Origin of the sequence: Methanolobus mangrovi (assembly GCF_031312535.1) — an archaeon.
GTDB classification, from domain to species: domain Archaea; phylum Halobacteriota; class Methanosarcinia; order Methanosarcinales; family Methanosarcinaceae; genus Methanolobus; species Methanolobus mangrovi.
This window is the reverse complement of sequence record NZ_CP133594.1, coordinates 2,319,671-2,344,280: the sequence shown is the minus strand read 5'-3', so window position 1 is coordinate 2,344,280 and position 24,610 is coordinate 2,319,671. Positions and strand designations below refer to the sequence as shown.

The window sequence follows — 24,610 nt, the reverse complement described above, 5'->3', positions numbered from 1 at the left end:
GGATATGATGGAAGATTACGATGTAATAGTCGTGGGTGCAGGTATAAGCGGGCTTCTGTCCGCACTCACCCTTTCTAAACATGGAAATAAAGTACTGGTACTTGAAAAAGATAAATTCGTAGGCGGTAACTGTAACAGCTATATGGTTGATGGTTTCCAGGTAGATACAGGCGCCCATGCCATTACACATCTTGAAGTAGGGCCTCTTAGAAGGCTTATGGATAATTATTTTGATTACGTTCCGGTCTTTGAGGATTACGGATACTACTACATAAGAACTGAGAACCAGTTCATGAAAGTTCCTTCTAATATCAAGGAGTTTGTCACATTCGATGTCCTTCCACGCAAGGACAGGATAGTACTCACGCAGGCCATCACCAAAGCACTCACTCTCTCTACATTCGGAACTGACCTGGCCAAGCAATCGGTCTATGAATTCATGCCAAACAACCTTTCAGCTGACACATATGACTTCGTAGATACCATATGCCACTTCCTTTCAGGCAAGGACATGAAGCAGACATCTGCCCAGAGGATCCTTGCAGGAAGCAGTTTTGTACGTGACAGCGTACCGGAAGAACAGTTAGAGAATATAATGAAGTCTAATGAGAAGATGGCTGTGGAACCAGTCCCACGATCAATACTTCCACCAAACCTGCATGCTTCATTGCAGACAAGGATCAACAGGGTATCCAATCCTTTCACATCCCTTGGAAGACTGGCAACTAACAAGGTCAGCTATTCTCAGGGCTATCCAAGAAAAGGATTGAAAGCCCTCCTTAATGCGCTTTTATTCTCACTTCCAAAGACAGTGGAGATTAAAACTGACTGCGAAGTAAAGAAGATACTCACAGATAAAGGCAGGGTGACCGGTGTTGAAGCTGATGAGGTATACACTGCCAGGAAAGTTATATACACAGGATTTGTTACTGACCTTCCTTCCATGATAGAGAGTCTTCCAAACTCCTACATACAAGAGCTAAAAGGTGTCGTACACACCAAAAGTCTGACTGTATGGACTGGACTGGACTGTATTATGGACGAGTTCAATTACATCGGATCGGAGATCTGGTTCAAGGACGCTCCTTACTGGGCTATGCCAATAAGCAACTATGATGCTTCACTGGCACCAAAGGGAAAACAGCTCGTTGGTTTCACATTCATAATTGACGGGGAGGATAATGAAGATATGCAGATAAAGAAAGCATATGAAACGATCTATCATGCTATCCCGAAAATCGAGGAACATATTGAGATGAAGCACAATCAGATAACGATTCCTGAAAAAGCTGCTGTGACCATCGACGGCTATTTCGCCGATGTAAGAACACCTATCAACGGACTTTATGCAGCTGGAACGGACACTGATAAAAGAAGTATGGGAGTCACCCGTGCAGCATATTCGATAGTCGAATTACTTAAAAAGATGAACGAAGACGGATGTCTTCACAAGTAATAATGAGAAGGTAATTACCTTCTCAGGACCATTGTCCTTAACCTGTCTGCTGCATGCTCGGACTTGTCTGCAATATCACCAATGCCCCTTACAAGGCGGGCAAGGTGGTACACGCCAACCGCGCCAATATTATTTTCATTCCTGAAGATCTGCCTCACCAGATCTTTTTCAATAACATCGACCTGATGCTCCATTTCCTCTACTTTTACTACAAGGTGAAGGGTTTCTTCAACATCTCTTTTACTGAAAGACGTTTCCAGTAGTTCCCCAAGGGTGGAAACAAGGTCTTCATACATTTCCACTGTTTCAAGGGTCTTCGCCATGAGCTCCTTGAATCCATCACGTATATCATCGGGTGCCTCGAATTTGTGCACCGTTAGCCAGAATGCCACTTCCTGCGCATCGTCTGATATAGAGTCCTGCGGCTTCAGGAAATTGAGCAGGTCATTGGCATGTACAGGAAGCATTATGGAAGAGGACAGCTCGGAACGAATGGTCTGTTTTATGACATCAGCTTCGTGTTCTATAACATCGATCTGATTGCTCAATTCCTCTACTATGTCCATATTGCCATCACAGTAGGCTATCAGTGACTCGTTGAGTTTCCTGACACAATCGCCTCCTTTGTTGGCATGCATTACCAGTGGTTTGAAAGGAGAACTTGCAAATATATTCAATACAGAACGGATATACTCTTTCTTTATCATAGTCCGACTCCCATTAGCCCTGCAAATATAATAGCAGATGTAATTGCCGCTGCAGGTACAGTAACTATCCAGGAAACAACTATCTTTCCGATAACACTTAAATCAACCGCCGCAAGACCACCAGCAAGTCCAACACCTATAACTGAACCCACAAGTGTGTGTGTGGTAGATATTGGCAGGGAACTGTAACTATGGAGGACCACCACGGAAGCTGTGGCAAACTCTGCCGAAAAACCTCTTGTAGGAGTAAGTTCGGTTATTCGTGTGCCGATAGTTTCAATCACACGGTATCCCCATGTAGCAAGTCCTATGACCATTCCAATACCTCCAAGAGCCATTACCCAGAGAGGAATAACAAGGCCTGCCATCTCAAGTGAATTCAAACCTGCATACAGAGGACCGATAGCATTTGCAACATCGTTGGAACCATGTGCAAAGGCAATGTAACATGCAGTCATTGTCTGTAGAAGGACGAATTTCTTCTCTACATTATAAGGATCATCTGCTTTTTGAAGTATGAAATACCGGATGAGAGAAAAGATAACATAAGCAAGCAACGCTCCAAGAAGTGGCGAGACCAGCCAACTACCAACTATTTTACCCAATACGGCCCATTTTATCTCTTCAAAACCGATGATACCATAGTATGCTGCCATTAAACCAAAACCAAGGACAGCACCTACAATTGAATGTGTGGTGGACACAGGGAGATTATAGAATGTGGCAAGTGTGATCCAGAAACCTGCTGCAAGGATAGCTGCAAGCATTCCAATGGCCACAAGATGCGGATCAATTAGACTGATGGAGTCAACAGGGACAATGCCCTTGGCAATGGTGGAAGTAACTCTTTTTCCAAAAAGTACGGCGCCTGCAAACTCAAAAACACCTGCAATTATAATTACTTGTTTGATAGACAGCGCCCCACTGCCTACTGACGTTCCCATGGCATTTGCAAGGTCATTGGCACCGATATTCCATGCCATATACAGACCTGCTGCAACCAATAACAATACGAGAGGATCAAAAAAACTCATCGGTAATATTCTCCACTATATAGATTTAGTATGGCTAGAGGGTAAGTGAAACATAAATGTGTGCACTATATACTATATAGAGATAAATAAACTATATATAACTATTTAGAAGAAAGAGTTAAGAGTCCGCTGGAAGCGTATATCAGGCAACAAAGCTGCTTTTGGCAACCATTCAGATGATGAAGTCTTTATACGGATTGAAATATCTGAAAGCGCCTGCCCCACGGATTCAAAACGTTGAGGTTCATTGTTGAATGCTTCCCTCACACCTTCCCTGACAACCCATACGCCAAGCGGTGCCCAGTATTCAGGCCTTATTTCCCTAACCATGAATACGGTAGCCTGCCTGCGAATGGAATTAAGATATTCCAAGGCACCCAGACGAGCTGCATAGTAACCGCCTGCAAGATCAGAGTATTTCTTTTTTCCACCGAAATCCTCATGATCTGCCCCTATCCACGTGCTCCCTCCGGACCAAACAGTACGCGGCATCCAGACCTCAATTAACTCAAATGAGAACATGCGGGGAATCAGGATTATTTCAAAGTGATTACCAAATACGCCACCACTGAAAACCTGAACTTCACTCAACTGCTGGTAGTCCCTTATATTTGAAAGGAGGTCCTTTCCCACCATATCGTCGACTGCAGTTATAGACCAGCGGGTAGGGACTAATTTTCGTTCCTGACCTAAAAGCCCGATAGAAAGAAGGCGCGTGATATGTTCTGCAGGGATATTACCGCCCCATAACTCGGATATTGCATCCTTTGCCAGTGCATCTTCATCATACACCAGATAATCTACTTTCTTTGGGACTTTGGGATTCTCAGTTATATCGAATTTCTTCAGGTCACCCGAAGGACCCATAGGAGTCAGGACGTTATCGAATTTGAGTTTGTTACTTATGGGCTTATTGAACCATGCCTCAGTATCCACAGGATTTTTTGACAGGGCTAATTCCTGGGATCTTTCAATCAGTTGATTATCAGGAGAACGTGCATTCTTCACATTAATACCTGTGTTAGCCCTTACAAGCTGGGAACGGGATGCAATGACATCCTGTATATTCATCTTCAGCAAGGATTTTGGGTCTTCCAGCAACATTGCCTCATCCCCGCAAAGCTCAGGCGGTATCATGGGACCTGCTTTTACCTCAGGATAATTGTACCGCCCCACAAAGACAGATGGAGGAGATGCGCCAAAAATAGAAGTCTCACCGGAGGATTTCGGAATTACGGACTCTATGGACTTGAATTTCTCCAGGATAGGACACCTTGGTCGTCCACAAAGACCTTTGCCCTTACATTTTATGCAAAGATTTTGCGTCAATGAACCTCGCCATCTCCGCAAAGAACACAATAACCGGCATACGGTTCATTTTTGTTGAGCCAGCCGGAACGCTGGACGAACTTGCAGACATTGCACATTCCAGCAACCTGCTCCCTTGACTTCATCCCCTCAAGAAGACTGGCAGCAAATCTCTTTATCTCCTGCTGGGCCTCCTCTGAAAAATCAACCTCTGCACCACGTTTATCATTGACATACTGAGACACGGCTGCCCGTGATAGCTCCAGTACCTCTGCAACTTCCTGCTGGTTTTTTCCATGCTCACAGATCATACATCTCGCAAGCTCTGCACGTATAGCAGGCAGTACCCGCTGAACCATGATCTCACATGTTGTTTTCATAAGAAGTCACCTTTTTTAATTGTCATTTGTTCTTTTGCCTGTAATCTTCAATTGCCAGTTTAAGAGCATCAAGGGCAAAACCAGAGCACCTGTCCTTCCCTTCAGGAAGGCCTTCAAGGGCATTGATAACATCTTCATTGTCTAGTGCAAGAGCTTCATCGATAGTCTTTCCCTTTGCCAGATTCGTAACCATGCTTGATGTGGAAATTGCAACAACACAACCGAATGTCTTGAACTTGACATCTTCGATCACGTTGTCCTTCACCTTGATAGATATATTTATTATATCACCATCAATGGTGCTTCCGATTTCACCCACACCATCAGCATCCTCTATACTACCTACGTTTTTGGGATTGCTAAATTCCTCAATAACCTTTTTTGAATACATGAATACCTCCCACTGTATTTTAACTGGAAATCGCAGACATTTCCCTGAGCTTCAAAACTGTTTCCTTCAGGCTCTCAACAACATAATCTATGTCTTCCATAGTATTTTCCCTTCCAAGACTTATCCGCAGGGAACCATGTATGTAATCGTCCTCTATATTAAGAGAACTGAGTACGTGGGATGCCTTCAGGGATTTGGATGAGCATGCTGAACCTGTCGACACTGCAATGCCCTTCATATCCAGGAGCATGAGCATGGATTCACCTTCCGCGTATTTGAAACTTAAATTTACATTGTTTGGAAGACGTTGTGCAGGATGCCCATTTAGGCGAACATCCGTAACTGACTCAAATATCCTGCTTATTAAAGAATCACGCATTTGCTGCATATGTTTTGAATCGGCATCTAGACGTTCCTTTGCAAGGATCATTGCTTTACCGATACCTACAATACCAGGGATATTCTCAGTTCCCGAACGCATGCCATTTTCATGATTGCCACCAAAGACTATCGGCTCAATGGTTGTTCCCTTTCGAACATACAATACCCCGACACCTTTTGGTCCGTGTATCTTGTGAGAGGATATCGAAAGCATATCAACTCCGAGGTCATCCACATTAACAGGGATCTTTCCAACACTCTGTACTGCATCAGTATGGAAGTAAATATTGTTTTTCTTTGCAATTTGTCCAATCTCTTTTATGGGCTGGATGGTTCCTACTTCATTATTAGCATGCATTACACTTATGAGAACAGTGTTCTCACGAATCGAAGCCTCTAGCTTTCCAAGATCCACCACACCATCGCCATCAACCTGGATATATGATACCTCATGGCCCAGGCTTTCAAGATAAGCACATGTATTAAGCACTGCAGGATGCTCGACAACTGATGTAATGATGTGTTTTTTTCCGGAGTTATGAGGGATTACACCCCTTATTGCAAGATTATCCGATTCTGTTCCTCCTGATGTGAATATAATTTCTTCAGGCAGAGCACCAATTGCTTCTGCGACCTGTTTACGCGCCATGGAGAGAGCTTCTGCAGCCTCCATGCCAAATGAATGCAAACTTGACGAGTTTCCAAACATCTCACTAAAATAAGGTAACATGGCATCAACCACCAGAGAGTCCACACGAGTGGTCGCACTGTGGTCCATATAGATCCGCTTCATAATATCCATAATTAGTAGAGAAGATGTACAATAAATAAATATCCTTCAGCAAAGCATGCTGAATGGTTAGAATCAGGCAGAAAACATCCTGCAAGAAAATGTGTGGACATTCCACACATAAGAGAGAATAAAATTAGTTTTTTATCTGATCGGGGGAAAATCCTCTTTCGATAAGAACGGCCTTCATACGGCTCAGGTGATTACCCTGCAATTCTACCGAATTTCCTTTTACTGTCCCACCACATGCAAATTTGGACTTGAGGTAAGTTGAAAGTTCATGAAGATCAATTTCATGGGCATCAAGACCATCTACTACCGTTACTTCTTTACCATATCTTCGCCTGTTTACTTTGACAGTTATTCTTTGCTGCTCTTTTGCCACTTCTTCGCATATGCAAAGCTCTTTTGGTAATCCACATACTGAACACATTTCAGAACTCATCTTCTGGTATTTCCTCCGACATTATTATCTATTTTAAACACTCCATATGATTCAATCAAAATAGATGATTAGAGTAGAACTTCGATGATATTAATATCTAATGGTAAAGAAGTCGCAACAGACGTTGTTTTTGCATGTAGCCTGTTTAAGCAAACAAAAGGGCTCATGTTCAGCAAGAGGATACCTGATAATTATGCCCTCATATTTGTTATGAAGAAAGCACAGAAAGTGTCATTACACATGCTTTTTGTCAATTACCCCATTGATGCTATTTTTCTTGACGAACAGAAAAGAGTAATAAAGAAGGACAGCCTGCGGCCATGGATAGGCACATGTTCCTGTAAGGCAAAAGTAAAATATATAATAGAAACCTCCCACGGCAAATCAGATAGAATGGGAATAGATATCGGGGACAAATTTGAATTTGAGAATCAATGTCAGTAAGTTATTAACCATTACATAAGCTACATTATTGAAATCAGCCTTAAAACCTGTTCAAAGAAATGTTTATTACATTAAGGGTTCTTTAAAGCCCTGATAATTCACTATATAAATCACCATATTAAACCAGAGGCACATGAATGTTACCTGAAGATGACTTAAAGATCATAACAGAGAAGATGGGAAGGGAACCAAACCTCGTAGAACAGGGTTGTTTTCTGAACCTGTGGAGCGAGCACTGCTCATATCGCTCAAGTGCACCACTGCTTAAGACATTTACAACTACCGGAGACAAGGTCATTATAGGTCCCGGCGACGATGCAGCCATCATCAGTTTTGGAAACGGATGGGTACTTGCAATTGGAATGGAGAGTCACAACCACCCCTCATATGTAGACCCATATAATGGTTCAGCCACAGGTGTCGGAGGCATTGTCCGTGATATAATATCCATGGGGGCAAGGCCAATAGCACTTATGGACCCACTCTACTTCGGACCGCTTGACAACCCGAAGAACCTCTACCTTTTTGAACACATCATCGAGGGAATTGCAGGATACGGCAACTGTATCGGTGTGCCGGTAGTACGTGGTGAAGCATTCTTTGACAAGTCATACAGTGGAAACCCCCTGGTGAACGTTGTTGCAGTAGGCCTTGCACGTGAGAAGGATATCGTGACCGCCTGCGCACAAAAGGCAGGTAACAAGCTTGTACTGATGGGATCCACTACCGGAAGGGATGGACTTGGAGGAGCATCTTTTGCATCAAGAGACCTTTCCGAAGATTCCGAAGCAGAAGACAGGCCAAGTATCCAGATAGGAGACCCATTCACTGAGAAACTTGTGATAGAAGCAACGCTGGAAGCTATTGGAAAAGGATACGTGAAATCATGCAGAGACCTTGGAGCAGCAGGACTTGCAGGTGCAAGTTCAGAAATGGCATCCAAAGGAAATCTGGGAATGAGAATCATATCAGATAATGTGATCCTGCGTGAAACCGGCATGACACCTTATGAGATACTTATTGCAGAATCACAGGAACGTATGCTACTTGAAGTCGAACCTGAAAATGTAGATGCAGTACTGGATATCGCAAAGAAGTACGACCTCAATGCCAGCATGATAGGCGAACTTACCGAAGCTATGAACTACACCGTTGAGTTCAAGGGAGAGGTAGTCGCGGATATACCAATCAAAGAATTGACAGAGGGAGCACCAACTTTCGAGCGTCCTTCAAAAGCTCCGGCACCCCGTGAAATTGGAGTAAAACCGGAAATGCCGGCTGACCTGAAACAGACCGTGCTTGATATAATGTCCTCACATAACGTAGCATCAAAGAGATGGATATACAGACAATACGACCACGAAGTACAGGTACGCACAGTCACAAAACCCGGAGATGACGCTGGAATACTGCGCATTGAGGGCAATGAGGGAATAGCACTTTCATGCGGCTGCAACCCCAGACACACATTACTCGACCCGTATGCCGGCGGAAAAGGAACAGTCATCGAAAATGCCATGAACCTTGCAGTTAAGGGCGCACGTGGAATCGCTATTGTGGATTGCCTGAACTTCGGAAACCCTGAAAGACCGGACATATACTGGCAGTTCAAGCAGGCTATCCTGGGACTTGGAGATGCAGCAAGAGATCTTACAATACCAGTAGTTGGTGGAAATGTATCTCTCTACAATGAGAGTGGTGAATTCAAGACAGCGATCGCACCAACCCCATCCATCGGACTTGTAGGTCACATTGAAGATGTGAGCATGGCACCTGCCGGAGTATTCACAACAGAAGGTGACACCATAATCCTCGTAGGAACAACAGGTGACGAACTCGGTGGTTCTGAATACTACAACATCATTGGAAAGGAAAAGGACGGTAAAGCCCCACAGCCACCTGAGAACACTACAAAGGTCATCGACACCCTCATAGACCTTGGAAAAAGCGGAAAGCTCACAGCATCACACGATGTATCACTTGGAGGGATTGCAGCTTCAATTTGTGAAATGTGTGAAAAATACGGTGCTGATATTGATTTGAGCAACGCAGGAGATGACCTCAGAGCAGATGATATCCTGTTCTCCGAATCCTATGCCAGGGCACTGGTAGCTACATCAGAACCTGATGTTGTTGCAGAGATGCTAAAAGACGTTCCACATATAGTAATAGGAACTGTTGGCGGAAACACATTGAATATCCAGATTGGAGATTCAAAGGTACAACTGACCCTTGATGAGATCAAAGAAGCAAGGGACAGCCTCATGACATTGATGATGGAATAATCATCATCAATTCATTTCTTTTTTAATTAAAAACAATCAGATTACTTAAGGAAACTATTCACTTTCCCTGAGTGCATCCTCATATAATTTATTTATATTTGTAGGAATAGGATTGTCCTTCAATAATTTTGCAAAGAAAGCAAGATTATGCACCATATATCGCACTGTCTTGTTAGTGTAGAGATGTTTCTCCCCACCAGCAGCAATATAGCTTGGACCCGGACCAGCATCACCTACCCAATAACTGTCAACATTAGGTGGTACGGTACACCCCAGATGTGTCAGGTTGAATAAGGTATTGGCAGCAACATCATGTGCTCCATCCTCATTACCGGTTATAACCACACCACCTACTTTACCGTAAAGCGGGAACTGGCCGGTTTCAGGATCACCTTCCCCATAGGTACCATCAAGTCTCTCAAACACCATCTGTGTCACAGATGATCGGACACCGAACCATATAGGAGAACCTATAACAAGGATATCGCATGCTTTGACCTTCTCCAGTATTAACGGCCATTCGTCACCATCCCCTTCATCAGACGTAACACCAAACTTTACATTATAATCGGCAACCCTGATAACTTCACTTTCAACGCCTAACTCTTCAAAAAGCCTGACAGCTTTATCGATCAGAGCCCTAGTGTTTGATACATCAGGAGAACGTTTCAGCGTACAATTCAGAAATAATGCTTTTAACCCCATAGTAAAAGCATGCGCTATTGAGGGATAAATACATTTCCTTAATCAGAAGTATAAAGAAAATAAAACGAAAGTAAAAACAAAAAAGAATGTAAAAGAATGGTGAAAACCATTCTTTGAAGAATTATTCTTCCTTTTCTCCAAAAGCAAATTTACGCAATACTCTTGTGATCTTGATGTTTACGGTATCGCCGACCTGAGTCTGAGGTACAAAGATTACAAATCCTTCTACTCTGGCAATGCCATCTCCTTCTCTTGCGATATCTTCAATCGTTACTTCGTAGGTCTCTCCAACCTCTACAGGGGCTGTTGATTCTCTGTCATTGTTATTAAACAAAATAATGCACGTCCTTTAATTCAAAGCTAAGACTAAAACCATACTGAAAACCGCAATAGATAAAAATCCAATTTAACAGAATCCCAGAATAGTATTAATTCTTACACCGATAAGTATACACACCTGATATTTAAAGGTTCGGGAGAAAATATAACATTCTAAATAAAGCCGGATACCATATCTTATTTATTCTTTAGAATAAAATAGGTAGATATAAATCACAATCACACTATTGATTTAAAATAATTGTAGGGATGAAAATAATGGATGAAGTACAGATAAAAGTAGAGAAAGCACACCCAAATGATTTTGGAAGGGGAATTATTCGTCTGGACCCTACTACACTCTTAAGTCTCCAACTCTCACCTGGCGACATTGTTGAGATAGAAGGAAAGAGAAAGACTGCAGCCAAGGTATGGAGAGCCGAAAGGCAGGACTGGGGACAGGGAATCGCCAGAATAGACGGATTTATCAGGCAGAACGCAGGTGTCGGGATCGGAGAAAGAATTACGGTAAGGAAAGCCGAGGTCGTAACTGCTACTAAAGTAATTCTTGCACCTCCTGAAGGAGTCACCATGGAGTATGGAGACCACATCAGCGAGATAATCAAACGTAATATTATGAAACGCCCTCTTGTAGAAGGAGACATAGTACCCATTATAAGTTCAATGACACAGCCCATGTCTAGCCAGATGGGCGGCGGACAGGCAATACCGCTTGTAGCCGTTGAGACTGAACCAAAAGAAGATGAGGTCCTCATCGTTGGAGAATTTACAGAAATAGAACTTCGCCAGAAACCCGTGCGTGGTTACGATGGCGCAACCAGGGGCACCACATACGAAGATATTGGCGGTCTTAGCACAGAGATACAGCGCGTAAGGGAAATGATAGAACTCCCATTAAAGCACCCTGAACTCTTCCAGAGGCTTAATATTGAACCACCTAAAGGTATCATACTTTACGGACCTCCCGGAACCGGAAAGACATTAATTGCCAAAGCTGTTGCAAATGAGTCACGAGCAAATTTCCTTTACATAGCCGGCCCGGAGATAATGGGCAAATATTACGGAGAAAGTGAAGAGCGTATCCGTAAAATATTCGAAGAAGCTGAGGATGATGCCCCATCCATAGTATTTATCGATGAGATCGACTCCATTGCACCAAAGAGAGAGAACGTTACAGGCGAGGTTGAGCGCAGGGTTGTAGCCCAGTTGCTCACAATGATGGACGGCCTTGAGGAAAGAGGACAGGTCGTTATAATAGGTGCTACCAATCGCCTGGATGCAATTGATCCGGCACTTCGAAGGCCCGGAAGATTTGACAGGGAAATAGAGATTGGTGTTCCTGATACAGATGACCGTCTGGAAATAATGCAGATCCATACCAGAGGCGTCCCGCTTGCTGATGATGTCGATGAAGATTTTTTAGATTACATTGCAAAACACACACAGGCATTTGTTGGTGCGGATCTCCTGGCCCTTGTACAGGAAGCTGCAATGCGTTCATTGAGACGTGCCTTACCAGATATCAATCTTGAAGACGAAGACATACCCCCAGAGATACTTGAGACCATTATGGTATGCAAGGACGACTTTGAGAATGCACTCAGGGAAATAGAACCTTCCGCAATGAGAGAAGTCCTCGTAGAAATCCCCTCCGTAAAATGGGATGACGTAGGAGGGCTTGACAAGGCTAAACAGGAAATGAGGGAAGCTGTGGAATGGCCGCTTACCAACCCTGAAAAATTCGTGAACATGGGAATAAAACCTCCAAAGGGGGTTTTATTGTTTGGCCCGCCAGGTACCGGAAAAACACTTATTGCACAAGCTGTCGCAAATGAGTCTAATGCAAATTTCATTAGTGTGAAAGGACCGCAAATGCTCTCCAAATGGGTAGGAGAATCCGAAAAAGCCATCAGGGAGACATTCAAGAAAGCAAGACAGGTGGCCCCATGCATAGTATTCTTTGATGAAATAGATTCCATTGCACCAATGAGAAGTGCAGCCTCTGAGGACTCTAAAGTATCCGAAAGAATTGTGAACCAACTGTTGACAGAGCTCGACGGTCTTGAGCCGTTAAAAGAAATAGTAGTCATTGCTGCAACTAACCGCCCAGATATTATAGACCCGGCACTCATCAGATCAGGACGATTTGACAGAATGGTACTTGTAGGGCAATCTACATTTGCAGGCAGAAAAGAAATCTTCAAAATACACGCCAAGAACATACCTATGGATGATGATGTCACAATTGATGACCTTGCAACCATCACGGAAGGCTTCGTCGGAGCAGACATTGAAGCAGTTTGCAGGGAAGCGGTCATGCTGGCACTGAGAGACAACTTTGAAGTGCAAAAGGTTAGTATGAAATACTTCAGGGAAGCTCTTAACAAGGTCAGGCCAACACTATCCGAGAATATGGTGGAATATTATGAGAAAATACAGGCACAGTTCAAGGGCGGCATAAGGAAAGAAGAAGCAAGTTCTTATATAGGATACAGATAAATATATGAAAAATTTAGATGTGACATTTATACAAAGGGGCGAATGAAAATGGCAAATGTCTTTGCAAAAAACCTTTCGAGCAAACAGGTAATGGCAACAGATGGAACAGAAATTGGTATTCTGTTCAACATTGTAATGGATATCAGAACAGGAGATATCATAGACCTGATAGTTAAACCGGACATGAGTCTTGATACATCAAGATACAAGGTTGACGAACAGTACATATTATTGCCTTTTGAATCTGTAAGAGCAATAAAGGACTACATAGTTGTTGACAAGAATATAGCACGCGGACTTAAAAGTGAAAGTATCAGCATGTAATTTTAGAGGCTGCAAAGCACATATTTGCCTTTGCAGTTCTGCCATCTTTTTTGTTTATGAGTTGGTTTAGATAAGACCTTTGGATAAAAGGAAATCTATGGCCTCGGCAGTGCCATCACCATATGTTTCCGTGCTTACGTAATCAGCGATATCTTTTAGGAAATCGTCAGCATTGCCCACTGCAATTGCAAAGCCTGCTTCTTCAAGCATTTCAAGATCATTCACAGAATCACCGATGGCAACGAAGTCGGATGTTTTAAGCCCCATTAATTCTGCCATTTTCAGGAGACCTGTACCTTTGTTTATTTTCCTGCTCTTTATATGAATAGCAAAATGAGTATCAATTATTTCAACTCCCGGAAAACGTGAGCCCAGTAATTGCCTGGCCTCTTCAACATCAAAATTATTTCTAAGCACAATTTCTGTCATTCTGTGTACTGAATCAAGCTTTTCCAGATCAAATGTCCCGGAGAGAAACTCATATGCTTCCTCACACTCATGGATCACATCAGAAATAATAGGTTCCTTGTCAAATCCATCAACTATGACACCACCATTCTCAGCTATGATATTACAGCATACTCCCACCAGTTTGGCTGCTGCCTTTGCATAGCAGAGGACATTTCCGGTTGCTATCACAACAGGAATATCAAGTGAACGCAGTTTTGCAGCAGCCTCCAGGCTGAGTTTGCGATCCATATGGGTGATAGTACCATCTATGTCAATTACAAGTGCCTTGAATTTCATAGCAATAGATAAGAAGGCAGGGATAAAAGTGTTTTCAGTGCGCCCCATATATCTGGCTGGCAGAAATAACTACAAAAAATAGCACAAAATATGCAATTAACAACAAATAAAAAGATGTCGGAATCTCCATAAAGGAGACACCTACGTTAATATTTGCAATCAAGGGTCACGAAGACCTGGAGTTGTCACGGAAATTATTGCTTCTCCATCAGGAAGATTTGGAGAATCCACTAGTTTGACTATCCTCTTATCCCCTTTGGACTTACGCAGGTATAGCCTGAAAGTTGCTGTGTGTCCCACAATATGACCACCGATTGGTTTTGTAGGGTCACCGAAGAACGCATCAGGTTTGGACATAACCTGGTTTGTGACTACGACACAAGCATTATAGAGATCACCGCACTTCTGCAGGCCATGCAGGTGTTTGTTGAGTTTCTGTTGCCTGTCGGCAAGTGTTCCCCTTCCTATGTACTCCGCCCTGAAGTGAGCAGTCAGGGAATCAACAATAAAAAGCTTCACCGGCATATCAGTATCTTTTAGTTCATTAGCAAGCTCCATTGCTGAATCAACAAGAAGTATCTGGTGATTGGAATTGTATGCACGTGCTACATGTATGTGTTTGAGGAATTCTTCATGATCGTATTCCTGACCATATATTTCGGAAAGGCCATCCACCATTTGTTTGATTCTCTCAGGCCTGAAGGTATTCTCAGTGTCAATGATTATTACAGAACCACTAAGTCCACCCTGTTCTTTTGGTAGCTGTACATTTACAGCAAGCTGGTGTGCAACCTGTGTTTTACCGGAACCGAATTCACCATAGAGTTCAGTTATTGCCTGCGTGTCTATTCCTCCGCCCATCATCTCATTGAATTCAGTACAACCCGTAGATAATTTACCCACAAGTTTCCTGCGCTCCAACACAACATCACCCGTCTCAAAACCCCCAATATCAGCTGACTGACGGGCTGCAAGAATAATTTTTGAAGCTGTTGATTCACCGATCTCAGCTGCGGTTGCAAGTTCTGCCGGAGAGGAGACAGCAATTGCCTCAATTGTTGTAAATCCTGCATCTTTCAATTTTTGCGCGGTTGCCGGACCAACGTGGTCCAGTTCTTCTAATAACACTTCTGACATTTATCTTAACTCCATGGGTGCACATGTTTTCTTCCGGTGCACAATTCGATTACCTAATTGATCTGTGAGTATATATACATGAAGAGAGCGGGGTGAAAGTATTATTTATAACACAAGACTTATCATTTGAAGCACGTATTAAGAAGCAATGGCCAGAGTAGTTGTAGGCGGAACCTTCGAATGTCTTCATGATGGACACAAAGAGCTATTAAGAAAAGCGTTTGAACTTGCTGAAGATGGAGAAGTGGATATTGGCCTTACATCCAATGCGATGGCAAACAAGCGTCCACGCAGTGTTCCTGAATATAGTATCCGGAAAGAAAGAATCCTCCAATATATAAATGAGATATCAGAAAACCGGAAATATACTATTATAGAGCTAAATGACCCTTATGGGAATACACTCAAAGAAAACTATGACTACATTGTAGTCTCCCCTGAGACACACCCTGTTGCCCTGAAGATCAACAAACTAAGGAGCGAGAGTGGCATGAAGGAGATTAAGGTTGTAAGGATAGAATATGTCCTTGCTGATGATGAAAAGCCGATTTCTTCCACAAGGATAGCCCACGGAGAGATAGATATTCACGGACATCTGCAATCCGGTTCCAGAACATAATTTTATTAACTACTTTTTACAAGTTAAGTCCATGGGCAGAGTATTCAACGAAATGGACAATCAGATCTTTAACAAACTTGCACCTGAACTCAGCGGAAACACAGTATCTTCAGCAGGGCATAATTATCCTTTTATTCTAAGACCCCTGTCACACAAGATCGCTGAAGATGGCGAAGACTTCAGAAACAGGATGAATAAACTGGAAAAAGAAGAGATGGAGTATCTGTTCCAGCTTGCTATGGAAGGAAAAGAGGACATCAGGTCACTGGAAGAGGACGATGTTGATACTTTCCTCGAGCTGGTCGAAGAGAAGCTTTCAACTGAAAAACTGAAGGAACTCAAGGCAAAACTCGGCATGGCATAATGAAGCCTGCAAAACTGCTTTTTGGAACTGCCGGAACACCAAAAAGCTCGAAAAAAAGAAACAGCATATCCGGCATTGAAAGAGTTCATGAGCTAGGACTTGGCTGTATGGAACTTGAATTTGTCCGTGGTGTCAAGATGGGAGAAGGCACTGCAAAAGAAGTCCATGACATGTCTGAAAAAGAAGACATATCACTGAGTGTACATGCACCTTACTACATAAATCTCAACTCAGCCGAACCGGAAAAAGTAGATGCGAGCATCGAAAGGATATACACATCTGCAAGGATCGGAAGTCTTTGTGGTGCAAGGAACATCGTATTCCACCTTGCATACTACCACAAGGATGCTCCGGAAAATGTCTATGAAAGTGTTTACGAACTGCTGAAACTGCTCAGTTCCCGGCTGGAGGATGAAGGTATCGATGTGATCCTTCGCCCGGAAACCACCGGAAAAGCAACCCAGTTTGGAAGCCTTAAAGAGAATGTAAGGCTTGGCTGTGAAATAGATAATGTGCTCCCATGCATTGATTTTGCGCACCTTCATGCCAGAAGCAACGGAGCAGAAAATAGCTATGAAGAGTTCGCTTCCACACTTGGGATGATAGAGAATGAACTTGGAAGGGAAGGACTTGATGAAATGCACATGCATGTATCAGGCATCGAATATAGCGAAAAAGGAGAGAGAAATCATCTGAATCTGGACGATTCCGATCTTGAATATGCCGAACTGATGAGAGCATTGAAGGATTTCAAAGTAAAAGGCCTTTTGATATGCGAAAGCCCCGATAACGAAGGGGATGCACTCCTGTTACAAAAGACATATGAGAGCATCTAAACTCTCATTTTGTTCAGCGCGAACCTTCACTTCCTTCCAGATCTCCATTCACAACCCCTACATGAAGGTTTATTCCACTCTTTTCAATATACCCGTTTATCCTTTCAAGAGCATGCTCCACCATGCCACCATGCGTAAGTATAAGGCAACGCTGGCCTGAAAGTGCATTGAGGATTGACCGGTCAATGACTCCGGAGGTGACATCAAGATAGATCTCATCCCTCTCAGCAACTATTTTGCTTTTCTTGCCCATGGCACCGACACATTCAACACCATCCCTTTTTATGATCTTCAAAAGTTCCTCATTGTCATAACAGGAAGTATCATAGATACCAATGGAACCTGCCCTAAGGGGTTTTCTGCCCATTTCAACTATTGCAAGGCCTTCATCATGAATGTGGAGGACTTTACAATTTGCAGCTTCATACATGGAATCCTGTGCAAATTCCCCGTAAAGAATTCCCATGTTGATAGTTTCACCTTCCTTTACCTCGGGCGGAACATCAACCCACATCAGGTTTTGTGGCCTTAAGGTGTGTACAAGGTCTGGAATATCACGAGGAGGTCTTGAAGCACGAGCAATACCTCTTTTTCGAATTTCATCGTAGATCTCAAGAGTTATAGGTCTTTTAAGGTAGGCCTCCTTGAGCTTCTCAGTCTGCCTGAATATCTCCTCGGGAGTTCCTTCACTGATGACATTGCAGTTGTTCATAAGGAAAACATAATCAGCCCATCCATATGCCAGATCAACATCATGTGTTGAAATGATTATAGTCTTGCCGAAGTAATTCAATTCATTAAGAAGGTCCATTACCTCATCCGCACCTACCGGATCCAGATTGGAAAGAGGTTCATCGAGGACTATGACCTCAGGATCCATTGCAACTACGCCTGCTATGGCAACCCTCTTTTTCTGTCCGCCGCTTAAATGATGAGGAGGCTTGTCCTTTAGATGAGTCAAACCTACATATTCCAGTGTATCATGGACGATCTTTGCAACCTTATCTTTAGGATAATCCAGGTTCGTGGGGCCAAAAGCCACATCCTGGTAAATAGTAGGAGCAAATATCTGGTCATCGGAATTCTGGAAGACTATACCCACACTTTTCCTCACTTCCCTGAGGGATTTTGAGTCGTATTTCAGGGGCTTCCCATGGAAAAGCACCTCGCCTTTCTGAGGACGGTGAGTACCGTTAAGTGTCATGAAAAGGGTGGATTTTCCCGAACCATTACGACCGACAAAGGCTATCTTCTTGCCCTTTTCGATCTTTATGCTGATACCATCAAGGGCCAGAGTACCATCAGGATAAGAGTAACTGAGACCTTTTGTTTCTAAAATAACCACCATTTCACCTCAAATAAACGACATTCCCTTTGTAAAATAGAAGACCGTAAGCACAATAGCAAAATAGACCCCGGTCAGCAATAATTCAGGCATCTTTACAGGCCTTTTTTCGTCATACATTATCATTTTACCGTCATAACATCTTGAATTCATAGACAGGTAGAGTTTTTCACCCTGCTCCCAGGACCTTATGAAAAGATTGGCACCAAGCATTACCATGGACCTGAACGATGTCTTAAAGTTCCTGTACCCCAGGCGCACTTCCTGAGCATATTTTATCCCCATTGCAACGTCAAGAAAGACAAAGATGTAGCGATACATCATCATGGAAATCTCCACAAAGGACTCCGGAAACTTTGCTTTCTTTAAGACTGCAAACAGTTCTATCATAGGAGTTGTCAGTGACAGGAAGAACAAGCATGACATACCGCCAATTGTTCTTGCAAGGATGAGAAGCGCCATATTCAGGCCCTGTGAGTTCACCCCGAGCGTGTATCCTAAAATATCAAATGCAAAGAATTTAGTGCCTTCTCCAAAAAAGAATGCAATTATCACAACACTCACAAATACAAAACCTGCCGGCACTGCAAGTATCTGAAAATAGAACTTTGGAGGAATCTTCCCAAAATAAATGGTTGTAAAACTCATACATAGTGCTATGGTAAAGGGAACAAATGGAGATGTAGATGAAATACCTACCAAAATTCCGAAAGTTACGATAGCTAATTTGAGCCAGTTGTTCCTGGACCTCAATGGACTTAATATTGCATAATCATCCAGAATGTATGTCATTTTTCAATCACGTTATTAAAATGCAGCATTAAATAAATTTCACTTTATTTAACTTAGATTACAATTGTTAGGAAATAAGAGACTGTGCATTATACATAAATATATCGTTAGAAACCATAACCAATAAGAAGCTCACGTTTTAATAAAAATATTTGTTAACATACCATACCATAAATACCCTATTTTATAGTTGACAACATAAAGAAGAATTAATTGATTTAGTAAAATCAATACAAATAATTAAAGTAGAAATATGGAGGTTTTAAGGAGTAAATAATAACTTATGTGTGCCCTGCAGGACACACATAATATACTACTTAGCCTCGTTTTTTCCCTTATAATAGCCAATTGTGTAACCTATGATGATGGCACCAAATGCGGCCTGAAGTGCAAAGAGAAGACTTTCTGTTTCTCCACCAGGTGGCTCAAATAGGTACTTTTGGAACCATGGCACTGTAGGTTCATAGCCAGGACTAACCTCCTCAGAGATATAATCCCCTGCTGCACCGTCAGCACCGCCAAACTCAGAATCCGGGTTTGCCATCGCCCCATAGAAGAACTGAGCAGCAAAGAGCAATACCACTATAGCTACAATATACTCTAATTTCACTGCATTGCCTCCTTGAGTTTTGCAACTGTTGCAGTAGTGAGGACATTAAGATCGACAAGTACATCACTTTTAATCTGAACTACATATTTCATAATGAGTGCAGTGAGTGCTCCTTCAAGTATTGCAAGAGGAACCTGGGTGGCTGCGAATATACCTGCAAACCCTGCAAACAACGTTAAGAAATTTCCCCCCGACTGGAACGCCAACGCCAGTTGTAAAGATGTTACAACATAAGTTACCCAATCCGCGATCGCTGTTGCAAGGAAAACATTCAGGTAGAAGTTCATTCCTGCCTTGGATGCTGCTTTATAGAATACATAAGCAACAAAAGGACCTATTATTGCCATGGATGCAGAATTTGCACCAAGGGTTGTTATACCACCGTGTGCAAGGAAAATTGCCTGATAGAGAAGAACTATTACACCAAGAACAGCTGTAATTGCCGGTCCGAAGAGAATGGCAGCCATTCCGGTTCCTGTAGGGTGTGAGGAACTTCCAGTAACAGAAGGAAGTTTCAGAGATGAAAGAACGAATATGAATGCTCCGGCGACTGCCAGTAGAGGTACAACCTCTCTTCTTTCACTCACAAGTTTGTTCATTTTGTACATGCCATACAATATCACAGGGATGGAGAATACGAACCATGCCTGCCACCAGGGAGAGGGTAGAAAGCCCTCAAATATATGCATTAATTTTCACCTTCCATTTTTGATCACAATACATAATCAATTAAAGTACCATACCTAATCAACTAAATTTGTTTTGGATAATGGATGTAATATGTTATGGTACATAAACATAACGATTCACGTTTGTGGTTAGTAACGTTAGTCACTATAATAATACAAATAAATACATTATGACATGCCACTAATCTTTAATGGTTATTACTATCGCTATAGCACACATATAGTTATGAAATGAGAAGGATACTGTTAAAACAGAAGAAATTGTGTAATTATAAAAATGAAGCTTTTTTGAAACCATCTAACGTACGATCACAATACAGTACATATCAGAACGATTCTCAGGAGGCTCAGCCACAGTACCACATACAGCACGCTCATATGGGTACCCTATATCCTCATAGATACAGATTCTGGCATCCACGTCCATTTCCTGAAGAACTAGTGCAACTTCCTTAGGTCCAAAACTGTCGGCTGGCAACAGAAAGATGTTTTTGCCCAGGCTAATTTCCCTGACAAAAGCTTCTTTTGCAGGAGCCGGATCCCTACCATGTGCTGTTATTAGGGCAAGATTTGACATCTCAACATGAAAACGAGCACATGCAGCCTGTATTGAAGATACACCTGTGACGACACGGTCATTCTCGGTGGCAAATTTGCCGAGTCCTGAGAACATTGGGTCACCGGTGGACAATATAACAGCATCATCAGGTAAAAGATGAAGATTCTTATAATCCTTGATCAGATGAGATTCACATTTGATGAACTCTTCTACAAGTTCGATGGAGCGTCTGGAACCATATACTACAGGAGCATTGCTGATGACCTCTATGGCTTCCTGGGTAAGCATCTTTGGCCCAACACCGACACCCACTATTATCATGTTTATTCCCCGCTGTCCATCAACACGGTCCCGTCCCTGTCAACAACAACAATGCGGGCACCATTGCCTTTTTCCACAGCCATATCAAAAGCCTCTTTCAAGCGCTGGTTCTGCGGATCAAGATCAAGCATTTCAACAACTGTGGCAAACCCGCTATCTTTCAGCATGTCAGGATTGCCCCATTTCAATACAAGACCCGGCAGTCCGCAAATAACCACATCACCATGAGCAGAATCCAGGGCTTCGGATATGCGGCTTCCAGCGAGCACAACAGTGTAATGAGGGAAAAGCATGGTCGAGTAACGTATACCTACCCTTCCGGTTGTGAGCACTACCTTGTCAGAATGCCTGATGAGATCACCTTTCATCTCTCCCAGATGATCGTTCCAGGGCTCCACAAATCCCGTACTGCCAAGGATAGAGATCCCGTCAACGATACCAATACGGCTGTTCAGAGTCTCCTTCGCTACCTCTTTTCCCCTTGGAAGATAGACAGTAACCTCGGCGCCTTTCAGCCCGAGTTCATCTACAGCTTCCTGAATGGATGCTTTTATCTGGCCCATAGGACCAGGATTGATAGCAGGGTGCCCTTTCCTTGATTCAAGGCCGCTGCGAGTGACAATTCCTATGCCTTCGCCTGCATAAACAGTAATTCCATCTGCCTCCCTGGCATCGGCAACGAACTCAAGACCCCTGGTAATATCAGATTCGTGATCGTTATTCATTTTTACTGCCACAGCATGTCCTTTGTCGCCTTTGACATCCATCTCTGCGCGAAGTCCTACAGGTGTTGGTACGGAAACATGAGTCACTTCACCTGCCAGCGAGAGAACTGATGCCTTTGCAGCCAGTGCTGCAGTGGTCCCGGTAGTATATCCTCTTTTCAGTACAGAACCATCACTTAGAACTACAAGAGTTCCGTTCTTTATACCTTCTTCCAGCTCTTCACGTGGCATTTTTGAGCGATCCAGCCACTCGTCTGGTATCTTTGATTTATTTACCGGGTCGATCATCTCAGGTCAATTGTAATTAATACTTTTAAAATCTACCGACTCTATCCGGTCCTTTTGAACAGCTTTGCTAATTCATCTTTAGTAAAGGAAATCATAGTAGGGCGACCGTGAGGACATGTGTATGGATTGTTGCAGCGCATCAGCTGACGGATAAGTTCTTCCATCTGCCCTGTGCTGCACACCGCTCCTGCCTTGATAGCTGCCCTACATGCCATAGTACTGCAAAGGAGATCATATCTTTCAGTATCCTCTTTCACCCTCCCGGTGGACAGGAGATCTGAAATTATATCATGTATTACATCAGTGTCCTCAAGTTTGCCGAAAATGCTTGGAACCGTGGTCACTACATAGCTTTTCGGACCAAATTCTGAGATTGAGAAACCGATGTTCTCCAGATCAGGAATGAAATCCTCAATTATGGCCTTCTCCTTCTGGCTCAGGTCAAGTGTCACAGGCGTGATAAGTTCCTGCCAGGCCATGTCCTGCATCCTGAGCACCTGTTCATACATTATTCGCTCATGTGCAGCATGCTGGTCAATGAGTATGAGCTTGCCATCCATCTCACTGATTATGTAAAGGTCAGCGTACTGTCCGTATACTTTTACATCAGATGGTTTGAATGAGCTGCTAAGCTCTGCAATCTCATTTGAAGTGACGCTCATCTGCAGCCTCTCACTTTTCTTCAGCCGCTTCTGGGTATCCTTGGCAGGATAATGATAAGGTTCTTTGCTCTCTTTGATAAGATCACTTTTCGTTTGAACATCAAGCAATGCATCCGAAATATCCGCCTTATACGAAACGTTTGAACCGGCGTATTCATTCAATTTATCTGATGAAGCGGATGTTTTTGCAGTTTCCTGTTCTTCTTTCACCTCAGGCTCAGATAAACGGACCTGGACAGGCACATCTTTTTTCCTGACCTGTACCTCGGGAACCAGTGAACCTCTTCCAAGGGCATCCTCAACAGCAGAGATAACCATGGCTTCGATCTCTTTTTCATGGCTCAGCCTTACTTCTCTTTTTGCAGGATGTACATTTACATCCACATTTACAGGGTCGATAATGAAATTAAGAAAAGCTGCAGGATAGCGACCTTTCGGAAGAAGGGTGTAGTATCCAAGCCTGACAGCATTGCTTATCTGATTTGAAAAAATGGACCTGCCATTTATGAAAAAGACCTGAAGGTCCTTTCCGCTCCTTGTAAGTTCAGGCTTTGAGATATAACCGGATATCGTAAGCAGGTCCGACTCATATTCCAGTGGAACAAGTGAACGTGCAACATCAGCACCATAGAGATGAACGATGCTGTCCAGCATTTTAGCTGATGAAGGGGACCTGAGTGATACCTTCCCATCTATCACAAGAGTGAATGAAACGTCTGAATGTGCAAGTGAATTCCTGGAAACGACATCTATAATGTGAGAAAGTTCTGTCCTTGCACTCTTGAGATACTTCTTGCGGGCAGGTGTGCTGTAGAATAGGTCATTGACAAGTATGCTGGTTCCCACAGCCGTACCTGCGGAACTTATGTTTCTGATACCACTGCCGTCAACAACGACTTTGGTGCCTCCGATGCTGTCTTCCTGTCGAGTGACGAGTTCAACCTTTGCAACCGAAGCAATGGATGCCAGAGCTTCACCCCTAAATCCCATCGTAAGGATTCGGTCGAGGTCCTCGATCGTGTTTATTTTGCTGGTGGCATGTTTCTTAAAGGCAAGTGAAGCATCCGTATGGCTCATTCCGACACCATTGTCCACGACAAGAATACTTTTCGTGCCATACCCCCCTATTTCCACTCGAACTTCGGAAGCATGGGCATCGACAGAGTTCTCGATAAGCTCCTTTACCACAGATGCAGGGCGCTCAATCACTTCTCCCGCTGCTATTTTATTGATGGTGGACTCATCCAGTAATCTTATTCTTGAAGTCCCGATATCACATGCTTTATCCGTCATTTTTCACTTCCTGTCCACAATAAGTATATTTATGATCCCTTGAACCTTTAACCCAAAACTATCTGATTGTTACTATTTTTGTGTTTGCATTGAGAACGTTCCTGCCACTATAACCTCAGCCGGGGAAGCATATGA

At 43.1% G+C, this 24,610-nt stretch carries 26 protein-coding genes; 8 read left to right on the top strand and 18 right to left on the bottom strand.

Going from position 1 to position 24,610, the window contains the following annotated elements:
• Positions 1 to 7: 7 nt before the first annotated feature.
• Positions 8 to 1,456, top strand: coding sequence for a phytoene desaturase family protein (locus tag RE476_RS11335; RefSeq protein ID WP_309309612.1), 1,449 nt, complete (start codon positions 8 to 10; stop codon positions 1,454 to 1,456).
• A gap of 14 nt (positions 1,457 to 1,470) precedes the next feature.
• On the opposite strand, the gene RE476_RS11330 is transcribed toward RE476_RS11335, so the two are convergent.
• The 7 genes from RE476_RS11330 to yciH all read right to left on the bottom strand — a co-directional run bounded on the left by RE476_RS11330 (position 1,471) and on the right by yciH (position 6,892).
• Complete coding sequence (locus tag RE476_RS11330) at positions 1,471 to 2,163, bottom strand: TIGR00153 family protein (RefSeq protein ID WP_309307743.1); 693 nt, start codon at positions 2,161 to 2,163, stop codon at positions 1,471 to 1,473.
• On the bottom strand, positions 2,160 to 3,197 hold the full coding sequence (locus tag RE476_RS11325; protein ID WP_309307742.1) for an inorganic phosphate transporter: 1,038 nt from the start codon (positions 3,195 to 3,197) through the stop codon (positions 2,160 to 2,162). The genes RE476_RS11330 and RE476_RS11325 overlap by 4 nt, the downstream gene beginning before the upstream one ends.
• A 105-nt stretch (positions 3,198 to 3,302) precedes the next feature.
• Positions 3,303 to 4,526, bottom strand: a complete 1,224-nt coding sequence (locus RE476_RS11320) for an Nre family DNA repair protein (RefSeq protein ID WP_309307741.1) — start codon at positions 4,524 to 4,526, stop codon at positions 3,303 to 3,305.
• On the bottom strand, positions 4,523 to 4,885 hold the full coding sequence (locus RE476_RS11315) for a transcriptional regulator (protein WP_309307740.1): 363 nt from the start codon (positions 4,883 to 4,885) through the stop codon (positions 4,523 to 4,525). The genes RE476_RS11320 and RE476_RS11315 overlap by 4 nt, the downstream gene beginning before the upstream one ends.
• Before the next feature lie 22 nt (positions 4,886 to 4,907).
• A complete protein-coding gene (locus RE476_RS11310; RefSeq protein WP_309307739.1) occupies positions 4,908 to 5,276 on the bottom strand; it encodes an iron-sulfur cluster assembly scaffold protein in 369 nt (122 codons plus the stop codon).
• A gap of 19 nt (positions 5,277 to 5,295) precedes the next feature.
• Positions 5,296 to 6,459 (bottom strand): cysteine desulfurase NifS, encoded by a 1,164-nt coding sequence (nifS, locus tag RE476_RS11305; RefSeq protein ID WP_309307738.1) that lies wholly within the window; start codon positions 6,457 to 6,459, stop codon positions 5,296 to 5,298.
• A gap of 124 nt (positions 6,460 to 6,583) precedes the next feature.
• Positions 6,584 to 6,892, bottom strand: a complete 309-nt coding sequence (yciH, locus tag RE476_RS11300; protein ID WP_309307737.1) for a stress response translation initiation inhibitor YciH — start codon at positions 6,890 to 6,892, stop codon at positions 6,584 to 6,586.
• Between the two features lie 84 nt (positions 6,893 to 6,976).
• On the opposite strand from yciH, the gene RE476_RS11295 reads away from it, so the two are divergent.
• A complete protein-coding gene (locus tag RE476_RS11295; RefSeq protein ID WP_309307736.1) occupies positions 6,977 to 7,336 on the top strand; it encodes a DUF192 domain-containing protein in 360 nt (119 codons plus the stop codon).
• 137 nt (positions 7,337 to 7,473) lie between these two features.
• Entirely contained in the window at positions 7,474 to 9,621 is a 2,148-nt protein-coding gene (purL, locus tag RE476_RS11290; RefSeq protein WP_309307735.1) for a phosphoribosylformylglycinamidine synthase subunit PurL, read from the top strand.
• 54 nt (positions 9,622 to 9,675) lie between these two features.
• Here the strand turns inward: purL and RE476_RS11285 are convergent, their stop codons facing one another.
• Together RE476_RS11285 and RE476_RS11280 are read right to left on the bottom strand one after the other, a co-directional pair.
• Positions 9,676 to 10,326, bottom strand: a complete 651-nt coding sequence (locus RE476_RS11285; protein ID WP_309307734.1) for a flavodoxin family protein — start codon at positions 10,324 to 10,326, stop codon at positions 9,676 to 9,678.
• A 121-nt stretch (positions 10,327 to 10,447) separates the two neighbouring features.
• Positions 10,448 to 10,660, bottom strand: coding sequence for a TRAM domain-containing protein (locus tag RE476_RS11280; protein ID WP_309307733.1), 213 nt, complete (start codon positions 10,658 to 10,660; stop codon positions 10,448 to 10,450).
• A gap of 263 nt (positions 10,661 to 10,923) precedes the next feature.
• Between RE476_RS11280 and RE476_RS11275 the strand changes: the two genes are divergently transcribed.
• Both RE476_RS11275 and RE476_RS11270 read left to right on the top strand, forming a co-directional pair.
• A complete protein-coding gene (locus tag RE476_RS11275; protein ID WP_309307732.1) occupies positions 10,924 to 13,164 on the top strand; it encodes a CDC48 family AAA ATPase in 2,241 nt (746 codons plus the stop codon).
• A gap of 48 nt (positions 13,165 to 13,212) precedes the next feature.
• Positions 13,213 to 13,488 carry a PRC-barrel domain-containing protein gene (locus tag RE476_RS11270; RefSeq protein WP_309309611.1) on the top strand — a complete coding sequence of 92 codons (276 nt, stop codon included), beginning with the start codon at positions 13,213 to 13,215 and terminating at the stop codon, positions 13,486 to 13,488.
• A 66-nt stretch (positions 13,489 to 13,554) separates the two neighbouring features.
• Here the strand turns inward: RE476_RS11270 and RE476_RS11265 are convergent, their stop codons facing one another.
• Complete coding sequence (locus RE476_RS11265; RefSeq protein WP_309307731.1) at positions 13,555 to 14,235, bottom strand: phosphoglycolate phosphatase; 681 nt, start codon at positions 14,233 to 14,235, stop codon at positions 13,555 to 13,557.
• Positions 14,236 to 14,394: 159 nt separating this feature from the next.
• On the bottom strand, positions 14,395 to 15,372 hold the full coding sequence (gene radA, locus RE476_RS11260) for a DNA repair and recombination protein RadA (RefSeq protein ID WP_309307730.1): 978 nt from the start codon (positions 15,370 to 15,372) through the stop codon (positions 14,395 to 14,397).
• Between the two features lie 148 nt (positions 15,373 to 15,520).
• Here radA and RE476_RS11255 point away from each other — a divergent pair, with 148 nt between their 5' ends.
• Genes RE476_RS11255 through RE476_RS11245 form a run of 3 tightly spaced genes read left to right on the top strand, consistent with a single transcriptional unit; the run spans position 15,521 to position 17,191 of the window.
• Positions 15,521 to 15,991: a phosphopantetheine adenylyltransferase gene (locus RE476_RS11255; protein ID WP_309307729.1), complete on the top strand. Its 471-nt coding sequence runs from the start codon at positions 15,521 to 15,523 to the stop codon at positions 15,989 to 15,991.
• A 31-nt stretch (positions 15,992 to 16,022) separates the two neighbouring features.
• Positions 16,023 to 16,355 (top strand): hypothetical protein, encoded by a 333-nt coding sequence (locus RE476_RS11250; RefSeq protein ID WP_309307728.1) that lies wholly within the window; start codon positions 16,023 to 16,025, stop codon positions 16,353 to 16,355.
• The gene (locus tag RE476_RS11245) at positions 16,355 to 17,191 is read left to right on the top strand and encodes a TIM barrel protein (RefSeq protein WP_309307727.1); all 837 of its coding nucleotides are present in this window, start codon (positions 16,355 to 16,357) and stop codon (positions 17,189 to 17,191) included. The genes RE476_RS11250 and RE476_RS11245 overlap by 1 nt, the downstream gene beginning before the upstream one ends.
• Before the next feature lie 13 nt (positions 17,192 to 17,204).
• On the opposite strand, the gene RE476_RS11240 is transcribed toward RE476_RS11245, so the two are convergent.
• The 7 genes from RE476_RS11240 to mutL all read right to left on the bottom strand — a co-directional run bounded on the left by RE476_RS11240 (position 17,205) and on the right by mutL (position 24,475).
• A complete protein-coding gene (locus tag RE476_RS11240; RefSeq protein WP_309309610.1) occupies positions 17,205 to 18,536 on the bottom strand; it encodes an energy-coupling factor ABC transporter ATP-binding protein in 1,332 nt (443 codons plus the stop codon).
• Between the two features lie 9 nt (positions 18,537 to 18,545).
• Complete coding sequence (gene cbiQ / locus RE476_RS11235; RefSeq protein ID WP_309307726.1) at positions 18,546 to 19,328, bottom strand: cobalt ECF transporter T component CbiQ; 783 nt, start codon at positions 19,326 to 19,328, stop codon at positions 18,546 to 18,548.
• Positions 19,329 to 19,641: 313 nt separating this feature from the next.
• Entirely contained in the window at positions 19,642 to 19,938 is a 297-nt protein-coding gene (locus tag RE476_RS11230; RefSeq protein WP_309307725.1) for an energy-coupling factor ABC transporter substrate-binding protein, read from the bottom strand.
• Positions 19,935 to 20,627 carry an energy-coupling factor ABC transporter permease gene (locus RE476_RS11225; protein WP_309307724.1) on the bottom strand — a complete coding sequence of 231 codons (693 nt, stop codon included), beginning with the start codon at positions 20,625 to 20,627 and terminating at the stop codon, positions 19,935 to 19,937. The genes RE476_RS11230 and RE476_RS11225 overlap by 4 nt, the downstream gene beginning before the upstream one ends.
• A 298-nt stretch (positions 20,628 to 20,925) precedes the next feature.
• Positions 20,926 to 21,507, bottom strand: a complete 582-nt coding sequence (locus tag RE476_RS11220) for a cobalt-precorrin-7 (C(5))-methyltransferase (RefSeq protein ID WP_309307723.1) — start codon at positions 21,505 to 21,507, stop codon at positions 20,926 to 20,928.
• A gap of 2 nt (positions 21,508 to 21,509) precedes the next feature.
• Positions 21,510 to 22,520, bottom strand: a complete 1,011-nt coding sequence (locus RE476_RS11215) for a cobalt-precorrin-5B (C(1))-methyltransferase (protein WP_309307722.1) — start codon at positions 22,518 to 22,520, stop codon at positions 21,510 to 21,512.
• Between the two features lie 41 nt (positions 22,521 to 22,561).
• A complete protein-coding gene (gene mutL, locus RE476_RS11210) occupies positions 22,562 to 24,475 on the bottom strand; it encodes a DNA mismatch repair endonuclease MutL (protein ID WP_309307721.1) in 1,914 nt (637 codons plus the stop codon).
• Positions 24,476 to 24,610 lie beyond the last annotated feature (135 nt).

Excerpts from the sequence above, each read along its gene's own strand:
- RE476_RS11335 (WP_309309612.1), top strand. The coding sequence starts at position 8 with ATGGAAGATTACGATGTAATAGTCGTGGGTGCAGGTATAAGCGGGCTT.
- RE476_RS11330 (WP_309307743.1), bottom strand. The coding sequence starts at position 2,163 with ATGATAAAGAAAGAGTATATCCGTTCTGTATTGAATATATTTGCAAGT.
- RE476_RS11325 (WP_309307742.1), bottom strand. The coding sequence starts at position 3,197 with ATGAGTTTTTTTGATCCTCTCGTATTGTTATTGGTTGCAGCAGGTCTG.
- RE476_RS11315 (WP_309307740.1), bottom strand. The coding sequence starts at position 4,885 with ATGAAAACAACATGTGAGATCATGGTTCAGCGGGTACTGCCTGCTATA.
- RE476_RS11310 (WP_309307739.1), bottom strand. The coding sequence starts at position 5,276 with ATGTATTCAAAAAAGGTTATTGAGGAATTTAGCAATCCCAAAAACGTA.
- nifS (WP_309307738.1), bottom strand. The coding sequence starts at position 6,459 with ATGGATATTATGAAGCGGATCTATATGGACCACAGTGCGACCACTCGT.
- yciH (WP_309307737.1), bottom strand. The coding sequence starts at position 6,892 with ATGAGTTCTGAAATGTGTTCAGTATGTGGATTACCAAAAGAGCTTTGC.
- RE476_RS11295 (WP_309307736.1), top strand. The coding sequence starts at position 6,977 with ATGATATTAATATCTAATGGTAAAGAAGTCGCAACAGACGTTGTTTTT.
- purL (WP_309307735.1), top strand. The coding sequence starts at position 7,474 with ATGTTACCTGAAGATGACTTAAAGATCATAACAGAGAAGATGGGAAGG.
- RE476_RS11285 (WP_309307734.1), bottom strand. The coding sequence starts at position 10,326 with ATGGGGTTAAAAGCATTATTTCTGAATTGTACGCTGAAACGTTCTCCT.
- RE476_RS11275 (WP_309307732.1), top strand. The coding sequence starts at position 10,924 with ATGGATGAAGTACAGATAAAAGTAGAGAAAGCACACCCAAATGATTTT.
- RE476_RS11270 (WP_309309611.1), top strand. The coding sequence starts at position 13,213 with ATGGCAAATGTCTTTGCAAAAAACCTTTCGAGCAAACAGGTAATGGCA.
- RE476_RS11265 (WP_309307731.1), bottom strand. The coding sequence starts at position 14,235 with ATGAAATTCAAGGCACTTGTAATTGACATAGATGGTACTATCACCCAT.
- radA (WP_309307730.1), bottom strand. The coding sequence starts at position 15,372 with ATGTCAGAAGTGTTATTAGAAGAACTGGACCACGTTGGTCCGGCAACC.
- RE476_RS11255 (WP_309307729.1), top strand. The coding sequence starts at position 15,521 with ATGGCCAGAGTAGTTGTAGGCGGAACCTTCGAATGTCTTCATGATGGA.
- RE476_RS11250 (WP_309307728.1), top strand. The coding sequence starts at position 16,023 with ATGGGCAGAGTATTCAACGAAATGGACAATCAGATCTTTAACAAACTT.
- RE476_RS11245 (WP_309307727.1), top strand. The coding sequence starts at position 16,355 with ATGAAGCCTGCAAAACTGCTTTTTGGAACTGCCGGAACACCAAAAAGC.
- cbiQ (WP_309307726.1), bottom strand. The coding sequence starts at position 19,328 with ATGACATACATTCTGGATGATTATGCAATATTAAGTCCATTGAGGTCC.
- RE476_RS11225 (WP_309307724.1), bottom strand. The coding sequence starts at position 20,627 with ATGCATATATTTGAGGGCTTTCTACCCTCTCCCTGGTGGCAGGCATGG.
- RE476_RS11220 (WP_309307723.1), bottom strand. The coding sequence starts at position 21,507 with ATGATAATAGTGGGTGTCGGTGTTGGGCCAAAGATGCTTACCCAGGAA.
- RE476_RS11215 (WP_309307722.1), bottom strand. The coding sequence starts at position 22,520 with ATGATCGACCCGGTAAATAAATCAAAGATACCAGACGAGTGGCTGGAT.
- mutL (WP_309307721.1), bottom strand. The coding sequence starts at position 24,475 with ATGACGGATAAAGCATGTGATATCGGGACTTCAAGAATAAGATTACTG.